Below are 21,612 nucleotides of genomic sequence, written 5' to 3'. Positions count from 1 at the left end.
ATAAAAAAGGCCACAATCAACGCCTTAATATCCCTTAATATCGATGTTACCTACTCATCGACAGGGGCATTATACTATATTTTCTCAAGGAAGCAAGTCACTGCCCTTATTTATCGTGCCTGTGTTGACGTTAAAGGGTATTAGCCATAGCGTGGCATGATCTGGCACCTTGCTGGCGAGCGCTTCTGTGATAGACAGCTGGCGAAGCCTCGTCGGTTGCCGCGTGTCATCTTGTACAGGATACACCAGCCAAGCCTGCGGCGCTTGATAAGCCTGCGCATAGCTGGCCAATTGATAAGCATCGCTGGGGCTGATAGCAGCAGCATTTGCTAGTGCTTTCCATTTGATATCGATTACATGGCTATAGCAGCGTGCCGTGTTAGTGACCGTCTTTGCCTTGTGATGCGTATGAGTGGAGTTGTCATTATCATTGTCAGGCGGCGTTTGATAGATCAACAAATCAGGGCGGATAGACAAACAAGCTCGCCCCTCCTCGTCATTTAACCAGACCCGCTGCGCCTGAAACAGCGGCTGATATCTCGTACTGACGCGCCGAAACAGTGCGGCGATACGTAAGCTGGCCCACTGCTCAAAGGCTTGGTTCATATCTAGCAGCAGGCACAAACGTAGTGATGGTGGCCGCTGTTTTATTGCAGGTGGTGCAATACCATTTGCGCCAGCGACACTCGACTGGCGCAGTAGCCAATACGCCATCTCTAATAGCTGCTGCGCATCTTGCACGGCGTTCGCATGCAGTGGCTGCATAGCAAGCTGGCGTTTGGCTTGCTGATAGACCGTCGCCAACTGCGTCAGCTCATGAGCATGTAGCGCAGAGACCCGTTGCCATGTCGTCGACAACTGAGCACCAATGCGACGAAAACGCACGGAGGTCTGTAGTAATGGGCCAAGTTGCTCTAAAGCACTTTTGATCAGCCGATTGGCTAGCATCTCTTGGCTGAGCACACTGCGCTCACACACGAACTTATGCGGCTGCAGCAGGTTGCGCTGCAGTTGCTCTTTTATCACGAGGCGACCTTGCAATGAGGTTTGGTTGTCGATTTGCGTTTGATAGTGCTTGGTGGGTGGGTGCTGCGTCAGTCCTTGCAAAAACTGCTGAATGAGCCAATCTGACAATGGCAAAGCGTTGATCGGTAAGGATGCAGCGTGGCGACCAAACTGCCCAAGGTGTTTGCTATTTGGCAGTGTCTGCGGTGATGAGTCGTTGCTGGCGATCAAATCTGCCAGCATCCTCTGCACCCAAAGCCGAGTGCGGCTGATAGTGCTTTTCTGCTCTGATGGCGACTGACGCTGAGGCGGTGTATTTGTCGCCGCCATCCGTTTGGGTAATATCTCAAGCACCATGCCACTTGGCAGGTGCACAATACCGATATAGTGACCCACTTGAAGCTGCCACTGGCCCCGCTTGCGCTTGATGCCAAATACCGCAAAATCTTGCGCCAGTAGCCACTCAAAATCAGTCACGTACGCAAAGTCGCGCGCGGTCAGCCGCTGATGCTCAAACACTGTCATAATGCCTGTCTGAGAACCAGCTGGCCGCCGCAGCTCAGGATTACCAGCGGTATGAAGATTGCTATCGTTATGGCGCACAGTCATCAGTATAATCGCTGATAGATAGCCGCCTGCGCAAACGCGCCTGCGCCTGCTATAAGATCTGCATTTATCCTATAGCCCCCTGCCCCTAGAGCCGAGTGCGGCTGACCAAAAAACGAATCATGGCCCAAATAGTCAGCGGCGCTGTCGTTTTGAGTCGCCGTCTGTGTAGGCCGGCTACCTGCCAGCAGCGCTTGGCTGTCTTGTATAAACTGCATCGCTAGCGGCTGCTCGTCATCTTGAAAGATATATTGTAGCACCGCCACTTGCCCACCTGCGGCTTGCGCTAATTGCGGAATGATTTGCTCGGCCAGTGCGCGTTGTAAGTGCTCCAGACTCTCTATCGCCCATAAAAACGCATGGCCCAACTGCGCTTCGCTGCCGAGCGTTTGCGTGATGCGCTGATTGAGGCCGCTGAGTAGTTTATCGAGCGCTATCGTGGCAGCAGACTCAGCATTGTCTACGCTGTGGCCTGTCTCGATACTTGGTAGCAGCTCAGGCTGTGGCGGACAATCGATAAATCGGAAGCGCCGACGCAGCGCCATATCTAGCGGGGCTAAAGAATGATCTTGCGTGTTCATGGTGGCATAAATATCGACATTGGCCGGAATACTAAAAGTACGGCCAGAATACGCCAGCTTTACCGTCATCGCATTGGCCATGCCAGTGCGTTTATCTGGCTCAATTAAGCTTAGCAGCTCACCAAAGACCCGTGATACGTTGGCACGGTTGATCTCATCGATCAGCATAGCATAGCGCTGTTTGGGGTCGCGAGCGGCGCGCTGACACAACAACAAAAACGCGCCATCTTGAATGCCATACTGCATCTGTCGGCCTTCGGCATTGGTGGCGATATTGGCAGATGTCATAACGGGGCGAATCCCTTCGACAAACTCTTCATAGCCGTAGGCTTGGTGAAAGCTCACCATACTAAAGCGCTGCTGGCTAAAGGCTTGCTGGCGCGCATTATTGTCGTGCTGCGCTTGCTCAAATTCGGCTAGCTGCTGTGATAAACCCTCTAGCAAGTCGATGCTATCAGGCAGCAAATACCACGCACCGCTCTCATCCTTATCAAAATACGCTTGACTAGCGCGGTTATCACAGCTGACCGTCCGCGAGTCAGCAGGACTGTGGCGACGCAGCGCCAACCAAGCGGTGCTGCTTAAGTTTTTGTCGCGGGCATTTTTGGCCGCCTTTGCCACAAAAAAAGGATGGGCGACAATCTCTGGTACTTTTAGTAAGTCCTGCTGCGACTTGCGCATCTGCAAAAATATCAAGCACAGCACCTCGCGCCAGCTCAATTTCTGTAACAGCTGGGCCAATAGCACCTCATCATCTGCGGTGGGCAGATCGTCGGTGTATTGCTGGGCGATTTGTAGCAATCGATAAGTCTTACCGGTACCAGCGACGCCCGTGTAGATGATATTGACCGGTTGGTGAGAGCGGTTTGGTTGAGTGAGCAAGACATCAGACATAACATTATCCAGCAGAGCAAAAGTGTATAAACATGAAACAAGCAATAGGCGGGCTGATTATAACAAGGTAAATGGCGACGTTAGGGCGGTCTGCTCGTTACCTTACTATCATTTTGTAAGCGCAGCAGTTCATGCTAATAATAGTAGGCAGAACGCGGTTAATGTACCATAGTAGCGGTGACGACTTGGCAGCCAATAGGCGCTTCGTCGTTATTGATGAGGTTTCATCATACGCAATGTCACCTTCAACCTATCTATATACTATATAAAGGATTTTTGTATGTCAGGATTATTAAAAAAACTCCCTACCAAGCTGACCAATAAATTGCCAGCCAAAGTAGCTGACAGCACAAGATCGCCAGTCGAACCACCAAACAGCACGCTCAAGCCCGTCAGTAACCAATTCACCAAGCTATTGTCAGTGACCAAATACTTACCGGCCAGCGCCCGCTCCAGTATTTTATCCAAGGCTTTTGGTAAAGTGGTGCCCTATGTCGGCACCACGGGCGTCTACTATGAGACGGTTGAGCCAAACCAAGTGGCGGTCAGCTTAAACAACACCAAAGCCGTACAAAACCATATCGGCTCTATCCACGCCGTTGCCATCACCCTACTGGCCGAAACAGCCACGGGGTTTATTTTGGGTCTAAACCTGCCCTCTGACCGTGTCCTGCTGATTAAATCTTACTCGGTAAATTTTTATCGCCCCATCAAAAAAGGTCAGATCGCCGCTATCGCCACCTTGTCGGATGAGCAGCGCTTAACCATACTCAATACCCCAAAAGGCGAGATGGTCATCCCTTGCGTCATCCATGATCGCGAGTCTGATAGCGAGCGCGACCCTATCGTGGTCGAGATGACATGGGCTTGGATACCCAAGTCAGAGCTAGAAGCCAGACGTCAAGGCAAAGCGAATGCGCAAACAGCAGCAGGTGATGACGCAGCATTGGCAGGTGCGCTTGACGACCAGACCAATGACGCTCAACCCGCTTCACAACTAAACGATACACCCTCTGCGCAAGACTTGTCTGCCGCCACTACAGATATGGCCAAAAGCACATAGCACATAGATTGCGTGATCAAATCAAAAAACCAATAACAAGGAGACAATGATGTCCAAACTTGTCCATACATTGACAGCCCCTTTATCCAAGGTACTACTGGCCAGCGCCTGCGCGTTGGGGCTTAGCATGACAGCCACGGCCGCTCCAGCAAATACCAGCCAACATGCCACACTTAGCAAATCCAGCCCTGTATTTTTGGGAGAAGGTGGCAACTATCCTTTTTCTGAAGCGGTGCGGGTCGGCGATACACTATATATGTCAGGCCAGATCGGCTTTAAAGACGGCAAGCTGGTCAAAGGCGGCGTCAAAGCCGAAACCAAGCAAGCGCTAGACAACATTCACACCACGCTCCTAAAGTATGGCTACCAAAAGTCAGATGTGGTCAAATGCATGGCGATGCTGACCGACATGGATGACTTTGCTGACTTTAATAACGTCTACAAAGCCACGATGGCCAAGCCTTATCCGGTGCGCTCAGCCTTTGGCGTCTCAGAGCTGGCGGCGGGCGCAAGCGTCGAGGTTGAATGTATCGCTGTCAAATAATCGCGGTGTTCACTATTGCGGTATTCACTATCAATGTGCCACTGCATACCAGTCATTACCAATAGAGCACGACCAAATAACTGGCTTTGATAGTCAGTTATTTTTTTGCCGTTTATATGCTAGGCATCCTCATAAACCCTCTATCAACTTAAAAGCGGTTCATCATTTAGCGCGCTTTCTTTGGTCACGCGCAGCACTTCCTCTAACGTCGTCCGACCTGCTATCACTTTGTGCAGTCCATCAGCGCGAATCGACGATGTTTTTTGGCGAGCGTAGGCTTCTAGCTCATACTCAGCGGTGTTGCTATGAATCATACGGCGCAGCGTATCATCGATGGGCACCACCTCATATATGGCGGTACGACCTTTAAAGCCTGTCTGGTTACATTTGTCGCAGCCGACAGGTTTGGGGAGTTTGATAAAGGTGTCTGTCGCTTGTGCGCCTGATGGCCCCGATGTCAGATCAATCTCGGTAAAGAGCTTGGCCTGCTCACTATCTGCAGCTTGCCAGCCATGGCAGTGCGGGCACAAGGTGCGCACCAAACGCTGGGCGACAACCCCTATCAGTGATGATGACAATAAGAAAGGCTCAACCCCCATATCTTGTAAGCGGGTGACGGCCCCTATAGCGGTGTTGGTATGTAGCGTCGATAATACCAAGTGTCCGGTAAGCGATGCCTGTACAGCAATTTCTGCGGTTTCTAAATCGCGAATCTCACCGACCATTACCACATCTGGATCTTGTCGTAACATCGCGCGCAGACTCTTGGCAAAGGTCATATCGACTTTATTATTCACCTGCGTCTGGCCGATGCCATCGAGCTGAAATTCTATCGGGTCCTCAGCGGTCAAGATATTGCGAGTCTGATCATTTAGGTCAGTCAATGCCGAGTATAAAGTAGTGGTCTTGCCAGACCCCGTCGGCCCAGTCACCAAGATGATACCGTGCGGGCGATGGATAAGGCGCTTAAGCTCACTATAATCGCTGTCAGACAAACCCAGATAGGTCATGTTTAAGCGGCCTGCTTGCTTATCGAGCAGTCGCATCACCACCCGCTCGCCAAAACTAGAGGGTAGCGTCGACACCCGCACATCGACCTCACGCCCTGCTAGACGCAAGCTGATACGGCCATCCTGTGGCACGCGTTTTTCGGCGATATCGAGTTTGGCCATCACCTTGATACGCGAGACCAAGAGCGGCGCTAACTGACGTTTTGGGCTAATGATTTCTTTTAGCTCGCCATCGACGCGAAAACGCACGACCAAGCGTTTTTCAAAGGTTTCGATATGAATATCAGACGCATTGAGACGGATGGCCTCGGACAGTAGCGCGTTGATCAGGCGGATGATGGGGGCGTCGTCTTGCTGATCCATCAGGTCTTCTGTCTCAGGCACGCTATCTGCCAAGCTATCGAGATCCGGATGGTCTTCAAGTCCTGCAGCAATGTGCTGTGACTCGCCCGTATTGCCTGCATAAGCGGCGTTTAGGCGTTTTTCAAACTCATCGGCGCTGACACTGTCATAGGTTGGCACGCCGCGCACGCCCTGCTGCTGCAAAAACCGCACCGCTTCATTAATCGCCGATAGCGGTGTGGCCTTGGTCAGTACCAGCGTCGCCGGCAGCTCAGGGTCTATCGCAAGGATGACCAAAACCTGATGGCGTTTGGCAAAACTATAAGGCAATTGCATCATAAAAACGACCTGATAACTAAGAATAACTGCGGTATGAGCAGCAGATGATGACAGCAGAGGTATGGGTAAATCGACTCTCTCTAAAATGGCATAGCGCTCTTGACTATATAGCATAGCGCGATAGCGCGGCTCACCGCCGCACCGCCTTAGTCCAAAAAGACTGACTGTAAACCTGCATGAGTTTGGTATAATAGCATTTTGTGTCAGATGCGTATTAGTTTATCTGCAAGACGCGCGTCCCTATCGCTTGGTGCCAATTGCGCCATCTAACGCGCCAAGCCCACAGAGGATTTTTATTTTGTCGATAGTGCGCTATTATCAGTTTGAGACTTCTTGTCTGATAAGCGGTGCACGTTTGCACTAAGACACACCTTTTCATATTTGATGTCTATTTATTAGGTCATCTTGCCGCCCGTTATTAGGATTTGAGTTATGTCAGAAAACGCCCACCCCACTCCCACGCCGCTACTATCAGACACCTTTAACGTCGGTAGTCGCACCTTTTCTTCTCGGTTATTGGTCGGGACGGGGAAATATAAAGACATGGCGCAGACAGGTGAGGCCATCGGCGCGTCGGAGGCAGAGATTGTCACCGTCGCCATTCGCCGTACCAATATTGGGCAAAATAACGATGAGCCCAATTTGCTCGACGTCATCTCTCCAGACAAATATACTATTTTGCCAAATACTGCTGGTTGTTTTGATGCCGAAACGGCGGTTCGTACCTGTAAGCTTGCTCGCGAGCTGCTCGGCGGGCACAATCTGGTCAAGCTTGAGGTGTTGGGCGATGAAAAAACCCTCTACCCTAACGTCATGGAAACGTTAAAAGCGGCCAAAGTCTTGATAGACGATGGGTTTGAGGTGATGGTATATACGTCTGATGATCCTATCGTCGCCCAAGAGCTTGAGAGCATGGGCTGCGTGGCGATTATGCCGCTCGGTAGCTTGATTGGCTCTGGACTTGGCCTGCTCAATCGCCATACCCTCAGCCTAATCATTGAAAACGCCAACGTACCCGTCTTGGTCGATGCAGGCGTCGGCACCGCTTCGGATGCAGCGATTGCCATGGAGCTTGGCTGCGATGGGGTCTTGATGAACTCTGCCATTGCCAATGCGCAAAACCCAGTCTTGATGGCACAAGCCATGAAGCACGCTATCTGGGCTGGGCGTGAGGCGTTTTTGGCGGGCCGTATGCCGATGCGCAAAATGGCAGCCGCCAGCTCGCCGCAGACAGGCTACTTTTTTCAGTAAGCGCTTTTGCTAGTAGCTCAGCGGACACCTGATCGTGTGGCGCCAGATATGACGCCACCATCACAGGTCTTTTTTCCAACATCATAAAAGGATTTATTATGCGACTTCTCACCGCAGTCGATCAATTATTTTTACTTCTTGAGTCGCGTAAACAGCCCATGCACGTTGGCGGCTTGTTTTTATTTGAATTACCAAAAGCGGCGGATAGCGATTTTGTCTATCAGCTGGTAAAACAAATGCAAGAATCCGACGTGCCGCCAAGCTTTCCTTTTAACCAAGTGCTAGAGCATCTGATCTTTTGGAAAAAAGACAAAAATTTCGATGTGGAGCATCATCTGCATCATGTCGCGCTGCCAAACCCTGCGCGGATTCGCGAGTTGCTGATGTATGTATCAAGGGAGCACGGACGGCTGCTAGATCGCGCCATGCCGCTATGGGAATGCCACGTAATAGAAGGCATCCAGCCTGAGACTGAGGGCGGTGCTGAGCGATTTGCGCTGTATTTTAAAATCCATCACTCATTGGTCGATGGTATTGCAGCCATGCGTTTGGTACAAAAATCCCTATCGCAGTCCGCCACCGAGCCTGTCACCCTGCCTGTGTGGTCACTGATGGCGCGCCACCGCAACCAAGTCAACGCCATACTGCCCAAAGAGCGCTCCGTGCGACGCATTATCAAAGAGCAAATCTCTACCATCAAACCGGTGTTTACTGAGCTGCTGGACAACCTCAAAAACCATGGCGACGAAGGCTATGTCGGCACCTTTGATGCACCGATGAGCATCTTAAACAAACGCATCTCCGCCTCTCGTCGTATCGCTGCGCAGTCTTATGATATCGAACGCTTTAACGATATTGCCGCCCGCCTAAAAATCAGCAAAAACGATGTGGTACTTGCCGTCTGTTCAGGGGCCATTCGTCGTTATTTGCTCGCCATGGATGCCCTACCCAGCAAGCCATTGATCGCTTTTGTCCCGATGTCGCTACGTACTGATAATAGCGTCTCAGGTAATCAGCTATCGTTTGTCCTAGCAAACCTCGGCACGCACCTTGATGACCCACTACGCCGCATCGAGCTTATTCACCGCAGCATGAATAACGGCAAACGCCGTTTTCGCCGTATGAATCAAGCCCAAGTGATTAATTACAGCGTGATTGCGTATGCGTGGGAAGGCATCAATCTGGCAACGGGCTTATTCCCCAAAAAACAAGCCTTTAACCTTATCATTTCCAATGTACCCGGCTCAACCAAACCCTTATACTGGAATGGCGCAAAGCTACAGTCGCTATACCCTGCCTCTATCGTCTTTAATGGTCAAGCGATGAACATCACGCTCGCCAGCTATCTCGATAGAATTGAGTTTGGCATCACTGCCTGTAGTAAGGCGCTACCGCATATACAAGACATGCTGATACTGATCGAAGAAGAGCTGGATTTGCTAGAGGCGACCAGCAAAGAGCTTGAGTTTCAAGGCATCACGGTCAAGGACAAGCGTGATGACCAAAACCCTAAGCACATAAAAAAGCTGGCACCATAATGGTACCAGCTTTTAAGATTTGATCGTTGACGGCGGCTTAAAACACATCGCCCCAAGTCGGTACCACCACTTGCATCAATGGCTTGAGCAGCTTGACGTTACAAGCAAAGATAGAGCCTGATGTCATCGAGTTGTGCGCGCCAGTATGATCGACGACCACGCCGCGTGCTTCGGTGACAATCAGCTCACCGGCAGCAATATCCCACGGCTTGATAGACATCTCGAAATAACCATCAAAACGACCTGCCGCCACATAGCACAGATCCAGCGCAGCTGAGCCTAAACGGCGAACTTGTCCGCCCGCTTCAGAGATTTTTTGTAGGCTTTCAAAGTGCTGCTTGGCATAAGAGATGACTTCGCCATTGCGAGTGCGCTCAAGCGGATGACCGGTGGTAAATAGCCCACCGTCGATGACTTTACGCTCACTGACATTGATACGGCGTTGGTTGAGACGCGCGCCTTTGCCGCGGCTGGCAGAAAACATCTCGTCACGCACAGGATCATAAATCACGCCGTGCTCGGTCACACCTTTATACTGTACGGCAATAGAAACACAAAACTGCGGCACACCATGGACGAAGTTTTTGGTGCCGTCTAGTGGATCGATAATCCAGCACCAGTCGGCATCTTCGCCGCGGCCTTCTTGCATACCAAACTCTTCACCCAAAAACGAATGGTTTGGGTAGCTGGCTTTTAGTGTCTCAATCGTCAGCTCTTCACTAAAACGATCAATACGGGTGACCAGTCCATCAAGCCCTTTTGACTCGATATCTAGCTCGATTTTGTGACGGTTTTGATGCGCGTATAAAATCTCTTTACCGACTTTTTCAGCAGCACGTGCTGCGATGACGACCATGGGTTCCATAGATAACCTATTTGCTTGATGAATGAATACTACTTAAGAGATAACACTGATAAAATGTACAAAAAATAAAGCCGACTTAAAACTAAGTCCTATCAACCTAACAAAAACCCTAGCCGCCAAGCAAACCAAATAGATGATTGCTAGTCGTTGCACCGCCCAAGTTGTCAAATAATTCACACCTACGGCAAGTAGGCGAGGTTTAAGCAAAAAACCTATAAGCTTTATTTTTTACTCTGCTATTTTAGCAATTTTTTATGAATGATAGGGTTTTATTTTAGCAGTTGCTTGAGCTGACTGACCACACCTGCAACATCCAGACCACAGTCGGCCATTTGCTCTGCGGGTGCGCCATGCGCGATAAAACGATCCGGAATACCGATATTGCAAATGGCTGGGCGATGATGCTTAAAGGCCGCCGACTCATTGAGCAAGTATTCATTGACTGCACTGCCCGCGCCGCCCATCAGCATGTGCTCCTCTAGGGTGGCGATATGGGTGATGCCGTTTGCCAGTATCTCTTCTAACAATACGGTATCTAGTGGCTTCACCCAGCGCATATTGACCACATGTACCTGACAGTGCAACTGCTGAGCGATATCTTGGGCGGCCGAATCAGCGGCGGCAACCATACTGCCAAATGCCAGTAGCGCCAGCTTGAGGGGGGCGTCATCTTGTCCTACTACCGACTCAATCATCGCCTTGCCGATGTCATAGGTCTGCGCGGGGCGCTCGATGGCAGCACCTGTACCGACGCCGCGCGGATAACGAACAGCCGTACAGCCTTGATACTCATAGCAAGTATTTAATAAATGGTAGCACTCGTTTTCATCTTTTGGCGCAGCGATTAGCATGTTGGGTACGCAGCGTAAAAAAGCAAAATCAAACACCCCCGCATGGGTCGCGCCGTCCTCGCCCACCAATCCTGCGCGATCGATGGCAAACGTGACATCAAGATCTTGCAAAGCCACATCATGAATCAGCTGATCGTAGCCGCGCTGCAAAAACGTCGAGTATATCGCCACAATGGGTTTGACGCCTTGCGTTGCCATACCAGCAGCCAGTGTGACGGCATGCTGCTCAGCAATCGCCACATCAAAAAACCGCTCTGGGAACTGACGGGCAAAGTCGGTCATGCCTGAGCCTTCTTCCATCGCTGGCGTAATGGCGAGCAATTTGTCATCTTCATGCGCTTTGTCACACAAAAACTGGCCAAATACTTGCGAGTACTTTAGCGCAGGCTGCGATTTTTTAGCAGCAGGCGGCGTATCATGCGGCTGCTCATCTGATAGCTTACTAATGGCATGGTAGCCAACTGGGTCTAGCTCTGCAGGCGCAAAGCCTTTGCCTTTCGTGGTATAGACATGTACCAGCACGGGGCCTTTGACTTGTTTTGCTAATGACAAGACGCGCAGTAGCTCAGGTATATTGTGGCCATCAAAGGGGCCAAAGTAGGTAAAGCCAATGGCTTTGAATAAATTGTCCTCGAGCTGCGGCACATCGCGCATCTCTTTGTGGCGTTTGCGCCGATCAAACCCCTGCATGTCAGGGCGCTGGCAGACAATAGGCTGGCCGGTATCAGAGATATCTACTTGATACCCCGACTCCCATAGCATGGCCAAATGCCGCGAAAACCCGCCAATCGAGCAAGATATCGACATATCATTGTCATTTAAAATCACCAACAAATCGGCATCTTGCTGTACCGCATCGTTCATGGCTTCAAACGCCATGCCGCCTGTCATCGCCCCATCGCCGATGATACAAGCGACCGTCTGCGGCAGCCCCTGATACCGCAGCGCCAGACTCATGCCGAGACCCGCTGAGATGGAGGTCGATGAATGACCAACACCAAAGGTATCGTACACAGACTCGGCGCGCTCAGGGAACGCCGTCAACCCATCTTTTGCACGGATACTGCCCAGCTGATCGCGGCGACCCGTCAGCACTTTATGAGCGTAGGCTTGGTGCCCCACATCCCAAACGATTTGATCGTGCGGCGCATCTAGCAAGTAATGCAGGACAATGGTCAGCTCGACCACGCCTAGGTTGGCACCAAAGTGTCCGCCACTTTGACCGGCCGAATACAACAAAAAAAGGCGCAGCTCATCGGCTAACGCAATCAGCTGAGCGCTACTAAAGGCATTTAAATCAGCAGGCGTATCGATACTATCGAGCAGCGGCGTCTGCGGGCGCACACGTGGGATCGCCGTATAAGTCTGCTGCAGACTGGGCAGCTGGACCGCAGACGTAGTGGCTGACGCAGATACGGACTGAGACTGTGGGGAATAAGGTGACTGCTGCATAAACCGTACGATACCTACCAATCTGCTGACAAAACGTGCTTTAGGGTATAAAAAAAAGATAGCCAAGCGACGTCAATAATATCTACATCATTATTGATGTAACAAGCCATATAGTTATTTATGTAACGCCGGCATAAAACCTATCATGCGGCGTCTCACAGCAAGCACGCGAGCATAATATATAGCGCGGCGCGGCTTGGGATGAGTATTATGCCTTATTATCAGACATCAATACCGAATGTTCGTGACGACATAGTAATGTAAGGGTAAAGACTTGTCACTGTATCCGTCAAAATAGTATGGCATAATAGCATTTTTTTTTAATTGTCGCTTTAATCATCGTGCGTCGTCTGTGAACTTTGTGTGTTTTTACCATAAAGCGCAAAACCATGCTATTGTCATGAGCAGGTGATCGCGTTTTTACAGACTCTACTGCCACCACCACCGGCTTATGCAGGACAGTAATGTCATATCAATTTATTACCAGTGCCAAACTACCGACTCGTCATGGCGAGTTTGATATTCATGTTTTTGAAAACGACGACGGCCAAGAGCATGTGATGCTGACCGTTGGTCTGGCTGCGTGTGAGCAAGTAGCGGCTGATGAGACGGCAGACAACACCCGCGTGCCGAGCACAGCGCATGCAGCCTCAGAGCCGCCGGTGCCCTTGGTACGTATCCATTCTGAATGCCTTACTGGCGATGCCTTTAGCTCACTAAAATGTGACTGTGGCCCGCAGCTCAATACCGCCATGCAAGCCATCCAAGAGGCAGGCTGCGGCGCTATTTTGTATTTGCGCCAAGAGGGCCGCGGTATTGGCCTGACCAACAAAATCCGCGCCTATGCACTACAAGACCAGGGCCATGATACGCTAGATGCCAATTTAATGTTAGGCTTACCTGCTGATGCGCGCATTTATGATATGTGTGGCCCCATGCTCGCCCATGTCGGCGTCGATGCGGTACGGCTCATCACCAACAACCCAGATAAAGTCGCCTATTTGACCGAACACGGTGTCAATGTGGTGGAGCGCGTGCCTTTGCTGGTGGGTGTCAACGATATGAATGCGGATTACCTCGCCACCAAACGCGACCGCATGGGCCATTTGCTCGACAAAGACTTTAATACTGCCATACACCTAAATAAATAGATATGTTATGAGTATTCCAGATACAGCTAATACCAATATAGACAAAAACGTCATAGACAAAAACGTCGCTCAGGCACAAGCAGATGCGGCAAACCCTGCCATACCAAACGATAACGACATCGCTCGCGTCCGCGCGTTTTTGGTCGATTTGCAAGCACGTATTTGCCAAGCGCTCGAAGCACAAGAGCGTGACGGCGGCGGTAATGCCATCTTTGTCCCTGATGATTGGCAGCGCCCAGAAGGCGGCGGCGGCCGCTCTTGTGTCTTAGCGGACGGTGAGGTGATCGAAAAAGCCGGCGTGATGTTTAGCCACATTCACGTGCACAACCTGCCCGCGTCGGCGACCGCGCGCCACCCCAATATCGCAGGGCGCAAAGCACAAGCCATGGGCGTGTCCCTCGTCGTCCATCCCAAAAACCCAAACGTCCCGACCAGCCATGCCAACGTGCGCTTATTCGTCGCCGAAGCAGAAGGCGAAGCGCCGATTTGGTGGTTTGGTGGCGGATTTGATTTGACACCGTTTTATCCTGTGCTAGCGGACTGCGTCCACTGGCATCAGGTCTGCCATGATTTGTGCGCGCCGTTTGGCGACAGCGTTTATCCTGACTTCAAACAGTGGTGCGATGAGTATTTTCATCTGCGTCATCGCAATGAGCAGCGCGGCATTGGTGGGTTGTTTTATGACGATGTCAATACCGAGAGCCGCGGCTGGGACTTTGAGACGTGTTTTGACTTTATGAAAGCAGTAGGCAATGGCTACCTTGACGGTATCATGCCGATTTTTGAGCAGCGTAAAGATCTGCCTTATACTGAAGCACAGCGCGAGTTTCAGCTCTATCGCCGTGGCCGTTATGTAGAGTACAATCTGGTCTACGATCGTGGGACTTTATTTGGCTTACAAAGTAACGGCCGTATCGAGTCTATCCTAGTCAGTATGCCACCTCTTGCCAGCTGGCATTATCGGTTTGAGCCGGCTGAGGGCACACCTGAGTTTGAGTTGACTGATTATTATCTCAAGCCGCGTGATTGGTTGACTTTATAGCTTTTGACGGTACAATGAACGCTACTTTTACCGACAAGTGTTTTATACACTACTTATGGTAGAGTTTATAGCACGATGCTATTGACAGTGGATATGGTAATAAGCAATATAGTCCGCTATACGTGAAGACTCAATTTTAGGTCAGCTTTTATAGCTGACCTTTATCGTTACAGACCCTTTATAACGGATCAATTACACAAATACTCTACACAACTCATCGCTGCACCCTATATATTTAGGGCAATAAGTATAAAAAAATAAAGGTGCTTTTATCATACTTTTAATTTGTACTACTTTTTAGTTGAGAATCACCCTTTAACAACAGCCACTATTTAGGCAAAGCATGAGATAATGCGCCTAACTTAATAGCCATTAAATAAGGAAGTTTGCATATGCTATCCCTTCACCGCAAAACCCCAATAAAATCTATTTTTGGCATCGCTTTGATGTCTACTGCTCTAGGCCTAACTGCTTGTAGCACCTCTGTGGACCCAGATGTCAAAGCACGTCAAGACAGCATGAAAAGCTGGGGCGATGCGATGGGCATCATGGGCGATATGGCCGAAGCCCCTGACACCTTTGATGCAGAGATCTTTAAAGAGCAGGCTGCGTTTTTGGCAGAAGATGCCGCCACGCCTTGGAGCCATTTTGAAAACCAAGAAGCCGCAGGTAACGCAACTGAAGCGGTATGGTCAAATGCCGACGGCTTTCGCGCAGAAGCAGAAAACTTCCAACAAGCAACATCTGAGCTAAATGCTGCCGCCCAAACCGCTACTAGCATAGATGATGTCATGCCAGCGTTTGGTCAAGTGGGCCAAAGCTGCAAATCTTGCCACACTGACTTTAGAGTCAAAAACGACTAAGTCCAGAGCAACATCCGTCAAACCCCCCTGACAAAAAAAACCGCCATATTGAATAATATGGCGGTTTTTTGTTTGCTATATATAAAAGTATCAATCGGCTTACTTTGCCGCTTGCTGATCGGTAGCGGGGGCTTGCTGCGCCTGCATTTTATCCACAATAGCACTGACAGACGGATCGCTTAAATCTATGGTACGTATAGGGAAAGGAATATTGATACCGGCTGCATCCAGCGCTTTTTTGACTTCTACGATGACTTGATGAATAGAAGCGACTTTATTGGCCTGCGTGCCATCTTCGATAAACCAGCGTACCGTCAGATCGATAGACGAGCCGCCAAATCCAGTCGCAATCACGCTAGGCTGAGCTTTCGTCGAGACGCTATCGGCCTTATCTAGCGCACGTAAGATCTCCGCTTTTGCCGCTTCAATATCATCCTCATAGCCGATACCGACCTCTATCTGCAAGCGGCGCTGCTTATAAGCGGTATTGACTGTCAAGGCTGAGGTATACAAATCTGAGTTTGGAATCACTACTTGCCGGCCATCATAGGTTCTAATCGTCGTTGCACGAATCTTAATGTCTTCAACGGTACCTTCGTAGTCACCTGAGACAATCTGATCACCAATACGAAACGGCTCTGAGATAAGTAACAAAATACCAGATAATAAGTTTTGGAAGATGTCTTTGAAGGCAAAACCAATCGCAACCGAACCAATACCCAGCGCGCCGATTAATTTGGCTGGTGTAAATCCTGGAATAGCAACAACCATGGCGATCATAAAGCCAATAAACAGAATAAGCGCCCCACCTATCCGCTGAAACACCTTCACCAAGTTTTGATGACGGACGCGCGCACCTAAGGTTTTATGCACGACTTTTTTGAAAATAATCGACAATAGCCAAAAAATCCCCAACACAATGAGCGCCGCTACAAAATATGGAATGCGCTCAATAAAGCCACTTGCCAAGTCTTGCGTGGTATAGACCACTTGTTGATAGACGGTCACACCATCGGTTAGCGTGTTCGATAGGCGGCTCACGTCAGGGGTGGGCATAAAGGGTTGCTCCTATTGCTGTCTTAGCGCGTGTTTAAATGAATAAATAAATGAACATCTCACTACTGTTTTGCCAGTTATGACATCAAATCAGCTTGTACGATTTCGATCCAATAGCCATCGACGTCTTTAATAAAGGCGATATTTTTCATACTGCCATCTTCTGGACGTTTTTTAAATTCGACATTGTTTTTGTCAAACCAAGCCACCGCGTCTGCCAAATTTGGCACACTAAAACAAATATGACCAAAGCCTTGAGGATCTTGGTTGCCATCATGATAGCTAAAGTCGGCCTGACTCTCTGTGCCATAGTTGTGGGTTAGCTCCAAGATACCGCGCTGACGAAAGGCAAAGATCTCTAGATCGGCACCTGACGGCAGGTTCTCACGCTCACTATCGGTCAGTTTGGCCAAAAAGTACAAATCAAACTCCATCTCAGGGAATTTTTTGACCGCCAATAGGGTCATGCCCAGCACCCTAGTATAAAACTCAAGCGACTTGGCAGGGTCTTTTACGCGTAGCATGGTGTGGTTAAAGGTAAAGCCTGAGGTTTGCGCTGAGATCGGCTGAATACCTGCATGCGCGACGCTGCTGGCAGGCTGCGCGATAGTCGCTGCATCATCAAGAGAGGTTGAGCTAGACGCTGAATGAGACATAACAATCCTAATATACCTAATATAAAATTAATATAAAAAACAAATGAATCAGCAAGCGAATCACAGCATGGCGATGCGCTTGCTACTTTTATGATAATCAAAAATGCACCAATCTATGATAGGGTTTTGTAAACAAAAAGCGCACCGCTCTGGTGTGAGGGCCGCTTTCGTCAAGTGAGTACAAAACCCCAAAAACAGATCAGTCTTCTAAAAACCGTACCTTACCGGTTTCTAAGTCGTACTCTGCCCCAACGATGAGCAGCTTACCACTCGTCGTCAAGTCCTCTAGGGCTCGGGAGCCATGTTTGAGCTGGCTGACAGACATACGCACGTTGGCACTGATAGAGCGATCTAGCAGCTCATCGGCATCGACGTCTTGACCATTGGCAGTCGCCAGCTCGTGCAAATTGTAAACACTTGGACGAATACGATCGACGATAGACTGTAGGTTTGGCGTGTAGTTTTGCTCAGGGTTGATGAGCGCTTCTACGCAAGCGGTCACCGCGCCGCAGTGTGAGTGGCCGAGCACCACCACCAGCTTGGTACCAAATTTTTCGGCAGCAAACTCAACCGAGCCAATCTGTGACGGTGCGACAACATTTCCTGCCACCCGAATCACAAACAAATCCCCTAACCCTTGGTCAAAGACAATCTCAACCGGTACGCGTGCATCTGAGCAGCCCAAGATAATCGCCAACGGGTCTTGATCACTGATAAGCTCTGGGCGCCTCTGCATCGCAGGATCTGGGTTGGTGAGGCTGTCGACGTAACGGGCGTTACCTTCTTTTAAAAGCTCAAGCGCTTCTTGACCGGTTTTGGGGCGTATGTCGTTAGGCATGAGAAATCCTTTTTTTTCCGAATGTTAAATGATAGATGGCTGCTCATATATCGCGGATAAAGAAGATGCTGGATATATAGACCAAAAGACGGCCAATGGCAACGAGGTCATGCCGCGCACTTCGGTGTCAGCCATGACATGATTGTATAGGAACACCGACAAAAAAATGCTAAAAACTTTTGTTTTAATGTCGTTAATATCGCTAAAAACGCCACGACCATTATCCCAAAGGCCCTTATGCTCATGGTGAAATACAACCCATTCGACATAAAACTGGCACGTTGTATATCAACACGCTTTATGCCAACAGGACGGCACCTAGTTTCAGTAGATTAACCACACAAAAGCCGCGCTTAGGGTAATACAATCTGCTCAAAAAAAATGCCCAAGCACATAAACGCCTTACTATTATACTACCGCAAAAACCATATACCGAGCGCTATAGCCACCTGCGCCATTCGCGCCATCCGATTTGGCTTGCGGGTATGACTCGCGTAACTGATAACGAAGTTGCACTGATTTATAGTAAGGGTTTGTTATAATACGCAGCAACCAGACCATGCTCATGCCAGCCCTTGTCGTGTCTTATACTAAAAAAGTACTGATATTAAAAAAGGTACGGACAGGTAAGAGGCTTAGGAAACAGATTTATGACCCAATCTTTAGCAAATACGCATACCAACCCTACGTCACCAGACACTGTACTGCTACAACTGACTGGCCTACAAAAAACCTATGATCAAACTGAGGTCTTAAAAGACATCAATCTTGATATCCAGCATGGTGAGTTTTTGACCCTGCTTGGCCCATCAGGCTGCGGCAAGACCACGCTGCTACGCTTAATCGCGGGGTTTGAGCAGCCGACGGCAGGGGCGATTTATCTAGACGGCGTGCAGATGGCAGGGCTGTCCGCGGATAAGCGTCCGGTCAACACCGTGTTTCAGCAGTATGCATTGTTTCCGCATATGACAGTTGCGCAAAACGTCGCTTATGGCCTAAAGATTAAAAAAGTACCTAAGGCGGAGATACAAACCCGCGTGCGTGAGATGCTGGCAATGGTGCAGCTAGAGCATTTAGCCAATCGCAAACCACAAGATTTATCCGGCGGTCAGCAGCAGCGCGTGGCCATTGCGCGCGCGGTGATTAATCGCCCCAAACTACTGCTACTCGATGAGCCATTATCAGCACTCGATCACAAACTGCGTCTGCAGATGCAGTCAGAGCTCAAGCGCTTGCAGCGCGAGCTTGGCATTACCTTTGTCTTTGTCACGCATGATCAAGAAGAAGCACTGTCGATGTCAGACCGTATTGCGGTAATGAAGGACGGTAGGTTTCAGCAAATTGGTACACCGATCGAGATTTATGAAACCCCTGCCAATCTATTTACGGCCAAATTTATCGGTGAGACCAATCTGTTTAAGGCAGAGGTCAAAGGCGTGTACCCCGATCAGCCAGATCGTGATGGCCGCGTGACCAATGGCCGCATCGAGGTGGAAGTTTGTGAAGCGCAGGTGCAAGAAGGTAAAGCCACATTGCGTAATCTACGCCGTCCTGATTTTGCCAACGATGTACAAGTAGGCGACATCGTCAACCTACTGCTGCGTCCTGAAGACTTACGCATTTATGATCCCAAAGACGACAGTCATGCAGGCTTGCTGGGCCGTGTCATCGAGAGTAACTATAAAGGCAGTACCTTAGACTCGATTATCGAGCTGGCCAATGGTCATATCATCAAAGCCTCTGAGTTTTTTGATGAAGACGATCCTAGCTTTGATTATAAGCTCAATGAAGCGGTCAAGGTGGCGTGGGTCGATGGCTGGGAGTGGGTATTGCCCGAAGACCATTTAACAGAACCACAAGCGCCTGAGCAAAGCGCGGCTATACAAAAAACAGCCACACAAAAGGATGTCAGCTAATGGCGCGTACTAGCCGTTTTAACTTGGGTAATAAAAGCCCGTTTCGTACTGCAACGCTATGGCTCATCTGGGGTTGGCTGCTGATATTTGCTTTGTTGCCAAATATCTTGGTCATCGCGGTCAGTTTTTTGACCCGTGATAGCAGCGCCTTTATCAGTTTGCCTGTCAATATCGACAGCTATATACGTATGGTGGATCCGCTGTATTTTGAGGTGTTTGTCCACTCCCTCTGGATGGCTGGTATCACCACGGTGATTTGTTTATTACTCGGCTATCCGTTTGCTTGGCTGGTCTCCAAAGCCCAGACGCGCTGGCAGCCGCTGCTGATGATGCTTTTGATTTTGCCGTTTTGGACCAACTCTTTGGTGCGGACTTACGCGCTCAAATTATTGTTTGCCAATAATGGTTTGATCAATAAATCCCTACTGACACTGGGTATCATCGACGCGCCTATCGATATTTTGTACACGCAAGGCGCGGTGATAGCAGGCCTGACGTATTTACTGTTCCCGTTTATGGTGCTGCCGCTATATGCGGTCTTTACCGATTTGCGTCATGATATGCTGCTGGCCTCGCAAGATTTGGGTGCGTCGAAAACCCAGACTTTTTGGCACGTGGTGCTGCCACTGACCACGCCTGGGATTATCTCAGGCGTGCTCTTGGTGCTGCTGCCTGCGATGGGGATGTTTTATGTGGCGGACGTGCTGGGCGGCTCGCGTAACCTGCTCGTTGGCAATATCATCAAAAACCAGTTTTTGGACGCGCGTGATTGGCCCTTTGGGGCGGCAGCAAGCGTGCTATTGACACTGGCAATGGCCGTGCTATTGCTGGCTTATCGTGCCAGTAGCCGCCGCATTGGTAAGACTGATTTTAATGAGGTGGCCTAATGCCTGATAACCAACGCCACATCAAACCGCCAAGCCTCGGCAGTATCGCGGCCAAAGGCTATCTTGGCCTGATTTATGCTTTGCTATATCTGCCCATCATCGTCTTGGTGGTGATGTCATTTAATAAATCAAAAATCGGCTACAACTGGGGCGGCTTTAGCCTCAAATGGTACGAGTCGCTATTCAACAACCAAGCGATGCTCGATGCATTTTGGCATTCTATCGTCTTGGGTTTGGTCGCTGCCACCGTCTCAACCCTAATCGGTACGCTCACCGCCCTTGCCCTACATCGTTACGACTTTCGCGGTAAAGGGCTATTAAATGGCCTATTGTTTGTACTAATGATGTCGCCTGAGATTGTCTTGGCTATCTCACTACTGGCACTGTTTTTATTGATAGGCTTACAGCTAGGTTTTGTCTCTTTACTGATAGCGCATATTACCTTTTGCTTGCCCTTTGTGGTCATTACTGTGTTTGCACGCCTAAGCAGCTTGGATGAGCGCTTGATGGAAGCAGCGCGCGATTTGGGCGCATCTGAGTCGACGATGATCCGCACGGTACTGATTCCGGTGATTATGCCAGCGGTAATGGCCGGTTGGTTATTGGCTTTTACCTTATCACTCGATGATGTGGTGGTATCGACCTTTGTCACAGGGCCTAGCTATGAGATTTTGCCGCTGCGGATTTATTCGATGGTACGCGTCGGCCTCAAACCTGAGGTCAACGCCATCGGCACGTTGCTACTGGCAGCCTCTTTGGTACTGGTCGTCATCTCACAGCTATTATTACGGCGACGCTAGACGTGGAAGGCTGGCTAATGACAGGCACTTGATAAAAATATTTGAGTGGAATTCACCGATAG

At 49.8% G+C, this 21,612-nt stretch carries 18 protein-coding genes; 10 read left to right on the top strand and 8 right to left on the bottom strand.

Features of this window, described 5'->3' with window-relative positions:
• Positions 1–84: 84 nt before the first annotated feature.
• Both C6W44_RS06465 and C6W44_RS06460 read right to left on the bottom strand, forming a co-directional pair.
• A complete protein-coding gene (locus tag C6W44_RS06465) occupies positions 85–1,614 on the bottom strand; it encodes an McrC family protein (protein ID WP_105244708.1) in 1,530 nt (509 codons plus the stop codon).
• A complete protein-coding gene (locus C6W44_RS06460; protein WP_105244707.1) occupies positions 1,614–3,086 on the bottom strand; it encodes an McrB family protein in 1,473 nt (490 codons plus the stop codon). The genes C6W44_RS06465 and C6W44_RS06460 overlap by 1 nt, the downstream gene beginning before the upstream one ends.
• A 280-nt stretch (positions 3,087–3,366) precedes the next feature.
• Between C6W44_RS06460 and C6W44_RS06455 the strand changes: the two genes are divergently transcribed.
• On the top strand, positions 3,367–4,149 hold the full coding sequence (locus C6W44_RS06455; RefSeq protein ID WP_227526374.1) for a DUF4442 domain-containing protein: 783 nt from the start codon (positions 3,367–3,369) through the stop codon (positions 4,147–4,149).
• A gap of 46 nt (positions 4,150–4,195) precedes the next feature.
• Positions 4,196–4,693 carry a RidA family protein gene (locus C6W44_RS06450; RefSeq protein WP_105244706.1) on the top strand — a complete coding sequence of 166 codons (498 nt, stop codon included), beginning with the start codon at positions 4,196–4,198 and terminating at the stop codon, positions 4,691–4,693.
• Between the two features lie 143 nt (positions 4,694–4,836).
• Here the strand turns inward: C6W44_RS06450 and gspE are convergent, their stop codons facing one another.
• Positions 4,837–6,384 (bottom strand): type II secretion system ATPase GspE, encoded by a 1,548-nt coding sequence (gene gspE, locus C6W44_RS06445; protein WP_105246504.1) that lies wholly within the window; start codon positions 6,382–6,384, stop codon positions 4,837–4,839.
• Between the two features lie 432 nt (positions 6,385–6,816).
• Between gspE and C6W44_RS06440 the strand changes: the two genes are divergently transcribed.
• Together C6W44_RS06440 and C6W44_RS06435 are read left to right on the top strand one after the other, a co-directional pair.
• Complete coding sequence (locus C6W44_RS06440; RefSeq protein WP_105244705.1) at positions 6,817–7,635, top strand: thiazole synthase; 819 nt, start codon at positions 6,817–6,819, stop codon at positions 7,633–7,635.
• 98 nt (positions 7,636–7,733) lie between these two features.
• Positions 7,734–9,173, top strand: a complete 1,440-nt coding sequence (locus tag C6W44_RS06435) for a WS/DGAT/MGAT family O-acyltransferase (protein WP_105244704.1) — start codon at positions 7,734–7,736, stop codon at positions 9,171–9,173.
• Positions 9,174–9,210: 37 nt separating this feature from the next.
• Here C6W44_RS06435 and C6W44_RS06430 read toward each other — a convergent pair whose 3' ends face one another.
• Together C6W44_RS06430 and dxs are read right to left on the bottom strand one after the other, a co-directional pair.
• Positions 9,211–10,038, bottom strand: a complete 828-nt coding sequence (locus C6W44_RS06430; RefSeq protein WP_105244703.1) for an inositol monophosphatase family protein — start codon at positions 10,036–10,038, stop codon at positions 9,211–9,213.
• A gap of 269 nt (positions 10,039–10,307) precedes the next feature.
• Positions 10,308–12,341 (bottom strand): 1-deoxy-D-xylulose-5-phosphate synthase, encoded by a 2,034-nt coding sequence (dxs, locus tag C6W44_RS06425; RefSeq protein WP_105246501.1) that lies wholly within the window; start codon positions 12,339–12,341, stop codon positions 10,308–10,310.
• A gap of 464 nt (positions 12,342–12,805) precedes the next feature.
• On the opposite strand from dxs, the gene ribA reads away from it, so the two are divergent.
• The 3 genes from ribA to C6W44_RS06410 all read left to right on the top strand — a co-directional run bounded on the left by ribA (position 12,806) and on the right by C6W44_RS06410 (position 15,397).
• A complete protein-coding gene (gene ribA / locus C6W44_RS06420) occupies positions 12,806–13,492 on the top strand; it encodes a GTP cyclohydrolase II (protein ID WP_105244702.1) in 687 nt (228 codons plus the stop codon).
• A gap of 7 nt (positions 13,493–13,499) precedes the next feature.
• A complete protein-coding gene (gene hemF / locus C6W44_RS06415; protein WP_227526373.1) occupies positions 13,500–14,534 on the top strand; it encodes an oxygen-dependent coproporphyrinogen oxidase in 1,035 nt (344 codons plus the stop codon).
• 392 nt (positions 14,535–14,926) lie between these two features.
• Entirely contained in the window at positions 14,927–15,397 is a 471-nt protein-coding gene (locus C6W44_RS06410; protein WP_105244701.1) for a c-type cytochrome, read from the top strand.
• 99 nt (positions 15,398–15,496) lie between these two features.
• Here the strand turns inward: C6W44_RS06410 and C6W44_RS06405 are convergent, their stop codons facing one another.
• The 3 genes from C6W44_RS06405 to C6W44_RS06395 form a co-directional block, all read right to left on the bottom strand.
• Positions 15,497–16,453 carry a mechanosensitive ion channel family protein gene (locus C6W44_RS06405; RefSeq protein WP_105244700.1) on the bottom strand — a complete coding sequence of 319 codons (957 nt, stop codon included), beginning with the start codon at positions 16,451–16,453 and terminating at the stop codon, positions 15,497–15,499.
• Between the two features lie 77 nt (positions 16,454–16,530).
• On the bottom strand, positions 16,531–17,109 hold the full coding sequence (gene gloA, locus C6W44_RS06400) for a lactoylglutathione lyase (RefSeq protein ID WP_105244699.1): 579 nt from the start codon (positions 17,107–17,109) through the stop codon (positions 16,531–16,533).
• Positions 17,110–17,308: 199 nt separating this feature from the next.
• Positions 17,309–17,947: a carbonic anhydrase gene (locus tag C6W44_RS06395; protein ID WP_105244698.1), complete on the bottom strand. Its 639-nt coding sequence runs from the start codon at positions 17,945–17,947 to the stop codon at positions 17,309–17,311.
• Between the two features lie 650 nt (positions 17,948–18,597).
• Here C6W44_RS06395 and potA point away from each other — a divergent pair.
• The 3 genes from potA to potC are packed head-to-tail and all read left to right on the top strand — an operon-like array spanning position 18,598 to position 21,550.
• Entirely contained in the window at positions 18,598–19,863 is a 1,266-nt protein-coding gene (potA, locus tag C6W44_RS06390; RefSeq protein WP_227526372.1) for a spermidine/putrescine ABC transporter ATP-binding protein PotA, read from the top strand.
• Complete coding sequence (gene potB / locus C6W44_RS06385) at positions 19,863–20,750, top strand: spermidine/putrescine ABC transporter permease PotB (RefSeq protein WP_058367985.1); 888 nt, start codon at positions 19,863–19,865, stop codon at positions 20,748–20,750. Before potA ends, potB begins: the two co-directional genes overlap by 1 nt.
• The gene (gene potC / locus C6W44_RS06380; RefSeq protein ID WP_105244697.1) at positions 20,750–21,550 is read left to right on the top strand and encodes a spermidine/putrescine ABC transporter permease PotC; all 801 of its coding nucleotides are present in this window, start codon (positions 20,750–20,752) and stop codon (positions 21,548–21,550) included. The genes potB and potC overlap by 1 nt, the downstream gene beginning before the upstream one ends.
• Positions 21,551–21,612 lie beyond the last annotated feature (62 nt).

Origin of the sequence: Psychrobacter sp. Marseille-P5312 (assembly GCF_900291405.1) — a bacterium.
Lineage (GTDB): Bacteria > Pseudomonadota > Gammaproteobacteria > Pseudomonadales > Moraxellaceae > Psychrobacter > Psychrobacter celer.
This window is presented reverse-complemented; position numbering and strand designations above follow the sequence as displayed.